The organism is Streptomyces odonnellii (assembly GCF_000981895.1).
GTDB classification, from domain to species: domain Bacteria; phylum Actinomycetota; class Actinomycetes; order Streptomycetales; family Streptomycetaceae; genus Streptomyces; species Streptomyces odonnellii.
Genome location: NZ_LATD01000020.1, coordinates 62,325 through 74,118 on the forward strand (window position 1 = coordinate 62,325; position 11,794 = coordinate 74,118).

Here is an 11,794-nt window from a genome sequence, read left to right on the forward strand (position 1 = left end):
TCGGACCTTGCTGGGCTTGCGGGCCCCGGCAGATCCGAACGAGAGACGCTGGGCCGTGTCCGCGCTGTGGGGCCGCTCAGGCGTACAGGCCGCCGCCGACCTCGTCGAGGAAGGCCTCCGGCCAGTACTGCCAGAGGTCGCCGTCGTCGCCGGAGCGGGCGACCGGGTCGACGGCGGCGAGGACGGCGGTGGTCGTGGCGGCCAGGTTGGGGTAGTCGTCGGTGATCTGGTGCTCGTGGTCGAAGGCCCTCACACGGGCGATCAGCCACTGGGTGAACGCGAGCGTGGAGACATCGGCGTTGACGGACTGGAGCCGGGCGTCCGGGATGAACCAGCCCCTCACCCGGCCGGTCGCGCCGTCGATCACCAGGTCGGTGTCCTCCACGAGGTAGCCGATACGGATCAGCCCCTCGGCCCCGGGCGCCGGCTCGCCCGGCGTTTCGTCGCCGTCCTCGCCGTCCGCCCGATGCTCGTCGGCCAGTGTCACCAGCGGGCCCTCGTCCAGGGACACCCAGCCGGACTCGCGGACCAGTCCCGTGTCACGGAGGAAGACGCGGGTGGGCTCATGGGTGAGGACCTCGGGCAGATCCTCGTCGCCGAACCGCACCACCGCGTCCGCGCCGTACTCCTCCTCCAGCAGCCCCTCGGGCAGGGCGAGCGCGAGCCCGTCCCCGCCGCCCGGCGCGGCGATCCGGCTCAGCGGGCCCAGCAGGAAGGACAGCCGCCAGAAAGGGGACACTTCCATGCCTTCGTACTCGGTGCCGAGCAGCGCCGGATCGTGGTCCCGTATCAGGCCCAGCAGCGTCCCGGTCGACTCGGCCACGGCTTCGGGACCGTACCGTCCGGCGGACTCCTCGAAGGTCTCGCGGCCGGTGCGCAGCCATTCGAGGGCGAGCGCGAAGAGCGTGAAGGAGTGGAGGCCTGAGGCGAGCAGCCTGCTGCCGGACGGGTCGTCGAGGGCATGGACACGGCCGGTGCGGCCGTCCAGGACGATGTACTCCTCGTACGAGTCGTGCTCGTCGTCCCCGCCGTCCCCCTCCTTCTCGGTGTGCTCGTCCCGCCCCTCCGCCGCGAACCTGCCGAGCACCACGAACTCCCCGGTGTCCTCGGCCTCCTCGTCGTCCGGGAACAGGTCGGACACCTGGCGCGCGCCGCCCTCCGGGTCCGGGTTGAGCCGGAGCAGTCCCGCCCGGCGTATCAGACCGGTGCCGGTGAGGAAGGCCCTCGTCGGCTCGTGCGTGATCGCCGGATGCAGGCGCTCCGGATCGACCCGTACCACCTGGTCCGCCCCGAAGGCCTCGTTCAGGAGCCGCGCCGCCTCCGTGCCGCCTGCCTGACCCTCAGTCATGATCTGCCGCCCCGCTTCCGCCGCCCCTTGTCACGCCGGGGAGCATACGACGACGGATTTCCCGGCGTGTCGGCGGTTCCCGCCCCCAACCGCTGCCGCGAGGGGCTATAGTCATGGCAGATCGCGGGTACAAATCCCGCCGTCAGCACCGTCTGACGTGGTTGAGCTGACGTTGTCGAGTGAAGCTGACGAAGTCGAGCAGTGATACGCCCCCTCCGATGGAGGGGGCGTTCTTGTGTGCCTTTGTGTGCCCTGTTACGTCCGCCGCGATCGCTGCCCGTCAAGGCCCGTCAGGCGCGGGGATCCGTCCTCAACCGCAGGTCGGGGTGCGCCTCCAGCAGGCGGTCGGGAGCGGCCTGCTGCCAGGAGTCCACGAGGATGTCGCGCAGCTCCTCCAGGTCCTCCAGCGCGCCGAGCCGTACCCGTACCCATGCGGAACTCGCCTCGTGCGGCGGCACCCAGAACTTCTCCGGCTCCGCCGCGATCAGCTCCGTCCGCTCGTGCCTGGGGCACCGTACGGCGAACGACGTCTGATCGTCCGGAACCGTGATGAACATCTTCCCGGCGACACGGAAGGTGGGCATGCTCCACGCTTCCTTCTCCACGGTGTCGGGGAGCGCCAGTGCGATCCGGCGGACGTCGTCGGCATCAATATCGGTATCGGTCGCGGTCACGGGCACCATGGTAGGACGGCGGCCCGGGCTGGTCAGGCCCCGGTCATCAGGCCCTGGCCTTGAAGTAGGTGACATCCCAGTGGTTGTGCTCGTCGGCGTAGACGTTCCCCGCCGGGGACTTGTACATCCTGGCGCCGTCCCCGCGCTTGCCCGCGTACTTGAATGTGCCGGTGATGTAGGAGTCGAGGCATTTGGCGACGGGCCCGCTGCGGGACATGTCGACCTTGTAGCCGTTGCGGTGGCTGTACTTACCGGCCGCGTGTCCCCTCTCGGTGCCGCCGGTGATGATCACCTTGCAGCGGCTCGCCTTCTTGAAGGCGATCGCTCCGGCGACGGTCGCCTTGTTGATGTTCGTGAACGAGGTGCAGTTGCTCTGGTTCCAGTTCGTACAGCCGCCGCTGGACACCGAGGTGATGCCCGCTCTCCTGAACTCGGCCGCCGCGTCGCTGTGTCTGGCCCACTTCGCCGGCGCGGCGTCGGACACGCCCGTCGTGAGCAGGACCGAGCCGATCAGCGCGGCCGTACCGAGGACGGACAGGGGTCCGGTGATCTTCATGAGGGCTCTCCTTCTCGTACCACTCGTTCTCGTACCGCTGGGGCGTGACGATTCTGGCAATGCCTCACGCCCCAGGCATATCCCTCGAAAGGGGGACGGGATCGGCACGGCGAAGATGCGATGGTGGGAGGGGGAGGGCTCAGGTCCGGCCGTAGCGGATGGTGTGGTCCGCGAACTCCAGGGCCATGTCATTGGTGACGGTGGGGCGGGTGCGGCGGATGGTGCGGAGGTAGTCCTCGGTGGTCGGCACCGCCCGCTCCCCGCTGTCGAAGGTGCGCTCGAAGACGCTCTGGGCGACGGTACGGGCGGCCTGCTTGATGTCGGCAGGGGTGAATCCGTCGCTGGCGTCGGCGAGCATCTCGGTGTCGACGCGGGCTCCGGCCTTGGCTATGTAGCTGGACCACAGGGCCTTGCGGGCCTCCTGGTCGGGCGGTCCGAGCGGCAGGACGTAGTCGAAGCGGCCATGGCGCAGAAACGCGGGGTCGAGGGCGGCGACGGTGTTGGTGGCGCAGATGAGCAGCCTTCCGTCGTGGTCACGGAAGCGGACGATCGACTTGAGGAGTTCGTTGACCACGCCGACGGAGACCGGATCGGCGAGATTGCGGGCGCCGGCGACCTCCTCCACCTCGTCGATGAAGACCAGTACATGGTCGAGCTGGGCGATCTCGTCGAAGCGGCGGCCGAGTCCGTTGGCCAGGCCGTCCTCCAGCGCGAGCCGGGACGGGAAGAGTTCGACGAAGGGCCAGCCGAGGCGGCTGGCCACCGCGGTGGCGAAGGTGCTCTTGCCGGTGCCCGGCGGGCCGAACAGGACGACGGCCCTGGGGGGTTCGACGCCGTGCTGGTCGGCGAGTTCGGGGTTGGCCAGCGGCAGTACGAGGCGGCGTTCGATGAGCTGTTTCTCGTCGGCCATCCCGCTGAGCTTCTCCCAGAGCCCGGCCTCGGGCACGATCGCGCCGAGCGAGGAGAGGATCGCGGAGTCCTGCGCGGTCACCGGCTGCGCCTTCTCGAAGTAGGTCAGGCCGCGGTGGGCGCGGAAGCCGGAGTTGACGAGCGCGGTGGCGCCGGTCTCCTCCTCGTGGAGGACCCCCGCCATGGTCTTGGCCCCGGCGCCCTGGAGGCGGTGTTCCAGCGCCGCGAGCAGCGCGGTGCCGAGGCCGAGGTTCCGCCAGGCCGGGTGCAGACCGATACGCAGCACCCAGGCGCGTTCGCCGTCGATCCGGCCGACCGCCGCGCCGACGAGGTGGTCGTCGGCCAGGGCGACCACGCTGGGGTGGTGTGCCTGGAGCGCCGCGACGACCTCGGAGAGACCGAAGACCGGCGCCCGGTCGGTGGTGGCGCTCTCCGCGTCGAGGCGCACCACTGCTTCCAGATCGTCGGGGGCGAAGTCCCGTACGTGCCAAACGGCCATGGGCCAGCCTCTGCCTATCGCCTTCCTGGCCTTCCATCATCGGCCCTGCCTGCCGGAACCGCCTGTCCTGACCGGAAGAGCCACCGTCTGTCAGGCGCCCGCTCCGCCGGGTGACGGGCATGCCCGGACCGATATTCTCTGGCCACCGGTCGAGCGGACTGCCAGTGTGATCCGTGCGCACCGCCACCGCACACCGCCACCGCGCACTGCCGCCGTCGACCACCCGGGGCCTTACGATGACGTCCTTCTCCGACTCCGATGAGCCCGGTTCCTGGGCGCGGTTCTGGCGCGGTTCGCCGACCGTGCCGCACGCTCCTCTCGACGAGGCGGCACGGCGGCGGTGGGATCTGCCGCGCACCCTGCTGCCGACGCCGGCCGGGATGGACCGGCCCGCGGTCTTCGACCCGGCGCTGAAGCAGTTCGCCAACGCCTACCGTGCGGGCGAGCCCCGTTTCCCGGACGAGGAGACGGGCCGGGCCTGGCACCTGGCGCGGCGCACCGTACTGGACCTGGTGCTCGCGGCGATCGCAGAAGGCCCCTGGGCGGACCATCTCGTGCTGCGCGGCAGTGTGCTGATGGCCACCTGGTTCGGGGAGCGGGCCCGTGACCCGGGCGATCTGGACTTTGTCGTCGTACCGCGGGACTGGGCGATGGACGAGCCGCGTACGGCCGGGCTGTTCGAGGCGATCGCCCGGGACGCGGCGGCTCTGGCCCGTACCCGGGGTGACCGGGCCGTGATCGACGCGGCCGGAATGGTCACCGAGGACATCTGGACCTACGAGCGCGTTCCCGGCCGCCGGATGCTGCTGCCGTGGTCGGCTCCCGGCATCCCCGGAGGTACGGTCCAACTCGACCTGGTCTTCAACGAGTTGCTGCCCGCCCCGGCCGAGCCGGCCGAACTGCGGCCGCTCGGGGACGGCCCCGGGTGCCGGCTGCTCGCCGCCTCGCCCGGGCTCTCGCTGGCCTGGAAGCTGCTGTGGCTGGTCAGCGACGCGTATCCGCAGGGCAAGGACCTGTACGACGCGGTCCTGCTGGCCGAACACGCCACACCCGACTACGAGTTGGTGCGCGACGCGTTCGTGCTCAGCGGTTACGAGGGGCTGCGGCCCGCCGGGCGGTGGTGGCTGGAACCGCTGTACGCGGAGGTCGGCTGGGAGCACTTCACCGCGGACCATCCATGGATCGAGGGCAGTGCCCGAACGTATGCGGACCGGCTGGGCCGGGCGCTGGAGCCGTTCTTCGCGGTGGCGGAACCGGCCGGCGAGGACACATACGGCCGGTGGGCCCGGTGGCTGCGGCCGCTGGTGGAGGCCGGCCGTACGGCGTCGCCGTCAGGGTCCACGGCGGACCGGGCCATCGCTCTGCGGCACTTCTCGGCGGGCGGCCTGGACGGTCTGACGACGGCTGTCGTGATCCTGCGGGAGCTGGCGGGTCGCGGGACTCTCGGCCCGGAGGACGCGCTGACGGCGGTGCTGGCCGCCCCCGACGGCTGGCGCGGCTTCCGTGATCACCCCCAGTGGCACACCCGGGCCCTCGACCGGCTGCGCTGACACCCGCTGTCCACCGCTCCGGGTCCGGACAGGACCCGGAGCGGTGGACGGGCCGTCTGTCCGGCGGCGGAACGGTGGGTACCGGAGCCGGCGGTGAAAACGGCGCAGCCGTCCTCCACGCACCGGAACCGGGCTGCGCCGAGCGTAATTGAGACCTTTCAGTTCAGGTGACGGTCAGTGTCCGCTTCTCCTCGGCCAGGGCGCTGTTGCCCGCGTAGATGTGGAAGTCGCCCGGTTCGACCGTGAAGCGCGGCTCGCCCGTGCCCTCCCAGAATCCGAGGTCCTCGGCGCCGAGCGGGAAGCGGACGGTGGTGGACTCGCCCGGGGCGAGGGTCACGCGCCGGAAGCCGCGCAGCCTGCGGACCGGCTGCACCTGGCTGGCCACCACATCGTGGACGTAGAGCTGGACCACCTCGTCGCCCGTGCGGTCGCCGGTGTTGTGCACGGTCACCGCCGCCTCGACGGTGGCACCCGCGCGCAGTGCCCCGGCCTCGATCCGGTCGGTGCTCAGGCTCGGGGCGCCAACGTCGAAGGTGGTGTAGCTCAGGCCGTGGCCGAAGACGAACCGCGGGCCCTCGTCGAGGTCCAGATAACGGGAGACGTACTTCTCGTCGGGGTGTTCGGGCCGGTAGGGGCGTCCGGTGTTCTCGTGGTTGTAGTAGACGGGGATCTGTCCTGCCGTACGCGGGAAGGTCACCGGCAGCTTGCCGCCCGGGTTGACCGCGCCGAAGAGCACGTCGGCGATCGCGTGTCCGGCCTCGATGCCCGGGTGCCAGGCCTCCAGTACGGCGGGCGCCGAGTCGAGCCACTCATCGGTGGTCAGGGGGCGGCCGTTGACGAGGACGACCACGAAGGGACGCCCGGTGGCGGCGACGGCCGCGACGAGGTCCCGCTGCGCGCCGGGCAGCGCGAGGTCGGCACGGGTGGCGGCCTCGCCGGTGATGGCGGCCGGTTCGCCCACCACGACGACCGTCAGGTCGGCGTCCCGGGCCAGGGCGACGGCCTCCGGGATGCCGCCGGTGTCGTGCCCTTCGGCGGCCACTCCCCGGGCGTGCGTCACCCGGGCGGTGGGCGCCGCCTCGCGGACGGCGTCGAGCACGGTGACAGCGGGGAAGCCCGCGGCTCCGGGCGCGATCCACGTACCCAGCAGATCGGTGGAGTCCGCGAAGGGGCCGACGACCGCCAGCGATCCGGTCGCCGGGTCCAGCGGCAGCACTCCCCCGTCGTTCTTCAGCAGCACCATGCAGCGCGCCGCCGTCTCCCGGGCCGCCGCACGTGCCTCGCCGGTCGGCCCGGTGACCGCGGCGCCCTCGTCCACGTACGGCCGGTCGAAGAGCCCGAGCCGGAACTTCAGCAGCAGGATCCGGGCGACCGCGTCGTCCAGCCGCTTCTCGCTGATACGGCCCTCGGTGAGCAACCGCGGTCCGTGGTCGGCGAGATGGGTGGAGACCATCTCCATGTCGACCCCGGCGTTGAGGGACAGCCGGCCGGCGTCCGCCCCGTCGGCGGCGAAGCCGTGCGCGATCAGTTCATGGACACCGGTCCAGTCGCTGACGACGAAACCGTCGAAGCCCCACTCCTCCTTGAGGATGTCGGTCAGGGTGTGCGGGTTGGCGTGCGCCGGGACACCGCTGATGGTGTTGAACGCGGCCATCACCGTGGCCACGCCCGCGTCGACGGCGGCCTTGAACGGCGGCAGATAGAGATTGCGCAGCCGTGCCTCGGAGACATCGACGGTGTTGTAGTCGCGCCCGCCCTCGGCGCCGCCATAGGCGGCGAAGTGCTTGGCGCAGGCGGCGAGCCGGTCGGGGGCGGCGAGGTCGTCGCCCTGGTACGCCCGTACCTTGGCCGCCGCGAACACGGCGTTGAGATACGGGTCTTCGCCCCCGCTCTCCGCGATCCGCCCCCAGCGCGGCTCATGGGTGACGTCCATCATGGGCGCGAAGGTCCAGTGCAGTCCGTTCGAGCGCGCCTCCCGGGCCGACACCTCCGCGTCCCGCGCCGATACCCCGGGGTCGAAGCTCGCGGCCTGGGCGAGGGGAATGGGGAAGGTCGTCCAGTAGCCGTGGATGATGTCGAGGCCGAACAGCAGCGGGATGCCGAGCCGGGACTCCTCGACGGCGATGCGCTGAAGGTAGTTGGTGTGCCGGGGGCCCGCGACATTGAGGACGGAGCCGAGCAGCCCCAGCCGCGCCGCGGTCTCCACCTCGTGGGTCTGCCCCTCGCCGGGCCCGGTGTCGCCGGTCCAGGAGAGCTGCTGAAGCTGGCCGAGCTTCTCCTCGGCCGTCATGCGGCCGAGGAGGTCCTCGATCTCGGATGCGTACGGTGCCGTGGTGGTGGCGCCGGTCATGGGAGCGCTCCCTCGTACGGGTGGGTTCGGGTCATGGCCGCTTCCCCCGGGCCGTGGTGGGCCCGGGGGAAGCGGAGCCGGTGGATCATACGGGAGAAGCGCCCGGTGGCAGGAGAGGGCCTGTGCCCGGAGAGTCCTCGCCCGGAGCGTTTTCGCGCCGCGGGTGCCCACGCCGCGGGTCCTCGCTCAGCGGTCGCAGTCCAGGCTCTTCAGATCGACGGTGTCGGCCATGGCCTGCATGCCCTTGTCGTTGGGGTGGACATGGTCGCCGCCGTCGAAGACCGGGAGCAGCCGCTCCTGGTCGTACGGGCTGCGCAGCGCCTTGTCGAAGTCGGCGACGGCGTCGAGTTCACCGCCGGTCCTGATGAAGGCGTTGACCTCCTGGCGTACGGCCTCTCCGGCGGGATCGAATTCGGGCCAGCCCTTGAACGGCAGGACGGTCGCGCCGACGACACAGAGGCCCGCCGCGTGCGCGCGGCCGATGATCTCGCGGTAGCCGGCGATCAGATCGGCGGCCGTGACTCCGGTGTGGGCCTTGATGTCGTTGATGCCCTCGAACAGGAAGACCGTACGGACGCCGGGCTGGGAGAGCACATCGCGCTGGAGGCGTCCGAGCGCGCTCTGTCCCGCGCCGTCGGCCAGCACCTTGTTGCCGGAGATCCCTTCGTTGGCGACTCCCCCGACACCGGCCCCGGCCGCCGTCCCCGCCGAGTTCTGGAGGCGGCGGGAGAGATAGTCGGGCCACCGGCGGTTGGTGTCGGTGCTCGACTGCCAGCCGTCGGTGATGGAGTCGCCGAGGGTGACGACGGCTCCGGTGTCGGTGCCGGTCTCCACGCTGACCGCGTCGAGGTAGTACCAGGAGCCGGTCCGTCCGGTCCAGTTGGCGGCCCCCTCCTCGGCCGCGTGGTCGCCGGCCGCCGTGTACGAGGTCTGCATGGCCATGCCGTGGCCGGTCGCCGGGCCCGCCGCGTCCGCCACATGCAGGCTGACGACGAGATCGCTCTGGGCCGGCAGCCGCCCAGGCAGCGGGTCGCTGGTCACGGTGGTGCCCGGGGCGAGCGTGACGGAGCGGGCGCCACCGAAGGTGAGGGGACGGTTGCTGCCCCGTACGAGTTCCGCGCCCTGCGCGCGGCGGCCCGCGTGAACGTTGTCGAAGGTCACCGGGTGGTCGCCGAACGCGTTGGACAGCCGTACGCGCGCGTCGGTGCCGCCCACGCTGGTCCGTACGATCAGCCGGTAGCTGCGGTCGGCGGACGCGTCGCCCATCCGGTCGGCGCTCGCGCCCCAGGTGACGACCTGGTGACGGGATGCCTGGGCCGCGGCGGGCTTGGCGGCCGCTGTCGCGGGTGCGCAGAGCACGGCCAGCAGCGCGACGACGGTGCCCGCCGCGCCCAGGGGAGAGTTCCGGCGCGGCCTCACCGGTCGAGGTTCCGCAGCGTGACGGAACCGCCGGGCCGGAGGCTGATCTGCCGGGTCGTCGCGCCGTACGACACCGTGGTGGTGCGTCCGCCGACGCTGCGCAGCCGGGCCTCGGTGACCTTGCCGTCCCGCCAGCTCAGGTCGACGACGAAGCCGCCGCGTACCCCGACTCCCGTGATGTGGCCGGAGTCCGCCCAGGCCGCGGGCAGTGCCGGCAGCAGTTCGACATGGCCGGGCCGTGAGTAGACCACCATCTCGATCATGGCGGCGGCGGTGCCGAAGTTGGACTCGATCTGGAAGATGCCCCGGCCCTTCTCGACCTCGTAGATGTCGAAGAGGTTCGGCGCCGTGCCGTTGGTGCCGCCGACGGAGGGCCTGAGGTTGGTGACGACGAGCTGGTACGCCTTGTCCGCGTCCTTGAGCCGCGCCCAGCACAGGCTGCGCCAGGCGTTGGCCCAGCCGAAGCTGTTCATCCCGCGCGCGGTCAGCAGGGCGGCCGCGCCGTCGACGATCTCGTCGGGGGTGGAGGCGTCGGGGCGGATACGGTCCCCGGGGAAGAGCCCGATGAGCGGGGAGAGATGGCGGTGGGTCGTCTCGCCGAGGTTGTCGGGCGACATCCACTCCTGGAGCCAGCCCGTCGTGGGGCTGACCTCGGGGAGGTACAGCCGCTCCCGGAGGGCGCCGACGGCCTCGCTGTGCGCGGCGTCCTTGCCGAGGACGGCGGCGGCGGTGCGGAAGTTCCCGAAGAGCGCCCAGACGAGTTCCTGCGCGTAGGTCATGCCCTTGGCGTCCTGCGGGCCGTGCTCGGGCGACCAGTCCTTGTCGTCGATGAGCACCTCGCGGCTCCCGCCGGTGGCCGCGTCCGTGACGGTCGTGGTGATCAGCCGCGCCTCCCAGAACTCGACGGCGCCCTTGAGCAGCGGGTAGATCTTGGCGAGATACGCCGTGTCCTGGGTGAACTCGTAGTGCTCGTAGAGGGAGTTGGCCAGCCAGGCGTTGCCGCCGGGGTGCCACCACCAGCCGTTGCCGCCATGGATGTTGGTGGAGAAGGAGACGGCCCAGCCCCCGATCCTGCCGGTGGAGTTGCGGAACCGGTTGCGCGGGTCGTTGAAGAGGTCGTGGGTGAGCCTGGTCCAGGAAGGGAGCTGCGCCAGGCAGTAGTCGGCGAAGGCGTCGAACAGGTCGGACAGGCCCGCCCGGTCGGCCATCCAGTAGTTCATCTGGATGTTGATGTCGGTGTGGTAGTCGCCCATCCAGTCCGGGTCGTTGCCGTCCAGCCACAGGCCCTGGAGGGCGACCGGGAGACTGTCCCGGGATCCGGCGATCATCAGATAGCGGCCGAACTGGAGGTAGGCGGCTTCGAGTTCGGGGTCCGCCAAGCCGTCGGTGTGGCGTGCCGTGACCCGCTCCCAGGTGTCCAGGCCGCGCTGGAGCGCCGACGACTCGCCGAGCGAGACGTCCATCCGCTCGAACAGCTCGCGGTGGTCGGCGACATGGCTGTGCAGCAGGGTGGTGGCCGAATGACGGGCAGCCGCCAGGACCTTGGTCCTGGCCAGCCGCTCGGGGTCGAGGTCGAGGTCACGGTAGCCGGTGGCCGCGTCGGGGGCGTAGTCGGTGCCTCCGCTGACGACGACCGTCAGTTCCTGGCAGTCGGCGAAGGTGATCCGCGTGCCGTCGACCGTCACCCTGCCGGTGCTGCTGTACGCGGTCACGGCGGCGCCGTAGCGCAGTCCGCCGTCCGGGAAGGCGCCGTTGAACGAGGCGTATGTGCGGGCGCGGTCCGCCGTGGTCTCCTCACCGTGGGTACCGGCGAGGCTCACGGAGCCGGTGTACCGCCCGCCGCCCTTCTGCGAGAAGTGCATGACGACGGCGTCGTCGGGGTGGCTGGCGAAGATCCGGCGCTCGTAGGTCGCTCCGGAGAGCCGGTACGAGGACGAGACCACGCCCTGGCTGATGTCGAGGTCGCGCCGGTAGGACGAGATGGACGACAGGTCGTGGTCCGGCAGCTCGACGGTCAGCCGGCCGAGGAGGGTGAACGAACCGAAGTCCTGCCGCCCGTAGGGGAATTGGCCGTCCGCGTCGAGTGTGCCGTTGAGTCCGCCGGTCCAGAGGGTGGCGTCGGTGACGAGGAGCACCTCGCGGGAGGGATCGTTGCCGGCGAGGGCACCGAGGCGGCCGTTGCCCACCGGCAGGCCCTGCTCGATCATGTTCGTGTCCGAGGCCGGGGCCTGGTACCAGAATCTGGTGGCCGATGCCTGGGGAAGGAGCGGGGACGCGGTCTGCCGGACCACGGGCGGGGAGGCCGCGAAGGCGGGGAGCCCGCCGAGGGCGGTGAAGGCCCCGGCCGCGGCGGCGAGGGAGAGGACCTGTCGCCGGCTCGGGCGGCGGGGCGAGTCCGGGGCCGGCGCGGGGGGTGTGTCGGTGTGCTGGTCGTCCACGGTGCACTCCATTCCGGAAGGGCGGTGCGGTGCGGTCGGTGCGGGCATACG

Annotated in this window: 8 protein-coding genes; 1 reads left to right on the forward strand and 7 read right to left on the reverse strand. The window is 71.3% G+C overall.

The features are described from left to right. Positions 1-76: 76 nt before the first annotated feature. From WH07_RS03070 to WH07_RS03085, 4 genes are all read right to left on the reverse strand, one after another. Positions 77-1,348, reverse strand: coding sequence for an SUKH-4 family immunity protein (locus WH07_RS03070; protein WP_052744208.1), 1,272 nt, complete (start codon positions 1,346-1,348; stop codon positions 77-79). Positions 1,349-1,638: 290 nt separating this feature from the next. Further along, positions 1,639-2,022 carry an MmcQ/YjbR family DNA-binding protein gene (locus WH07_RS03075; protein ID WP_232788690.1) on the reverse strand — a complete coding sequence of 128 codons (384 nt, stop codon included), beginning with the start codon at positions 2,020-2,022 and terminating at the stop codon, positions 1,639-1,641. 46 nt (positions 2,023-2,068) lie between these two features. Continuing rightward, the gene (locus tag WH07_RS03080; protein ID WP_046494949.1) at positions 2,069-2,578 is read right to left on the reverse strand and encodes a hypothetical protein; all 510 of its coding nucleotides are present in this window, start codon (positions 2,576-2,578) and stop codon (positions 2,069-2,071) included. 139 nt (positions 2,579-2,717) lie between these two features. Next, positions 2,718-3,986: an ATP-binding protein gene (locus WH07_RS03085; protein ID WP_046494951.1), complete on the reverse strand. Its 1,269-nt coding sequence runs from the start codon at positions 3,984-3,986 to the stop codon at positions 2,718-2,720. A 173-nt stretch (positions 3,987-4,159) separates the two neighbouring features. Between WH07_RS03085 and WH07_RS03090 the strand changes: the two genes are divergently transcribed. Continuing rightward, positions 4,160-5,536 carry a nucleotidyl transferase AbiEii/AbiGii toxin family protein gene (locus WH07_RS03090; RefSeq protein ID WP_232788691.1) on the forward strand — a complete coding sequence of 459 codons (1,377 nt, stop codon included), beginning with the start codon at positions 4,160-4,162 and terminating at the stop codon, positions 5,534-5,536. Positions 5,537-5,699: 163 nt separating this feature from the next. Here WH07_RS03090 and WH07_RS03095 read toward each other — a convergent pair whose 3' ends face one another. From WH07_RS03095 to WH07_RS03105, 3 genes are all read right to left on the reverse strand, one after another. Then, complete coding sequence (locus tag WH07_RS03095; RefSeq protein WP_046494953.1) at positions 5,700-7,886, reverse strand: glycoside hydrolase family 3 N-terminal domain-containing protein; 2,187 nt, start codon at positions 7,884-7,886, stop codon at positions 5,700-5,702. 186 nt (positions 7,887-8,072) lie between these two features. Beyond that, entirely contained in the window at positions 8,073-9,305 is a 1,233-nt protein-coding gene (locus WH07_RS03100) for an SGNH/GDSL hydrolase family protein (protein WP_046494955.1), read from the reverse strand. Further along, complete coding sequence (locus WH07_RS03105; protein ID WP_079022900.1) at positions 9,302-11,755, reverse strand: glycosyl hydrolase family 95 catalytic domain-containing protein; 2,454 nt, start codon at positions 11,753-11,755, stop codon at positions 9,302-9,304. Before WH07_RS03105 ends, WH07_RS03100 begins: the two co-directional genes overlap by 4 nt. Positions 11,756-11,794 lie beyond the last annotated feature (39 nt).

What these genes read in the sequence shown, in the direction of transcription:
- WH07_RS03070 (WP_052744208.1), bottom strand. Translation starts at nt 1,348, where the DNA reads ATGACTGAGGGTCAGGCAGGCGGCACGGAGGCGGCGCGGCTCCTGAAC.
- WH07_RS03080 (WP_046494949.1), bottom strand. Translation starts at nt 2,578, where the DNA reads ATGAAGATCACCGGACCCCTGTCCGTCCTCGGTACGGCCGCGCTGATC.
- WH07_RS03085 (WP_046494951.1), bottom strand. Translation starts at nt 3,986, where the DNA reads ATGGCCGTTTGGCACGTACGGGACTTCGCCCCCGACGATCTGGAAGCA.
- WH07_RS03095 (WP_046494953.1), bottom strand. Translation starts at nt 7,886, where the DNA reads ATGACCGGCGCCACCACCACGGCACCGTACGCATCCGAGATCGAGGAC.
- WH07_RS03105 (WP_079022900.1), bottom strand. Translation starts at nt 11,755, where the DNA reads ATGGAGTGCACCGTGGACGACCAGCACACCGACACACCCCCCGCGCCG.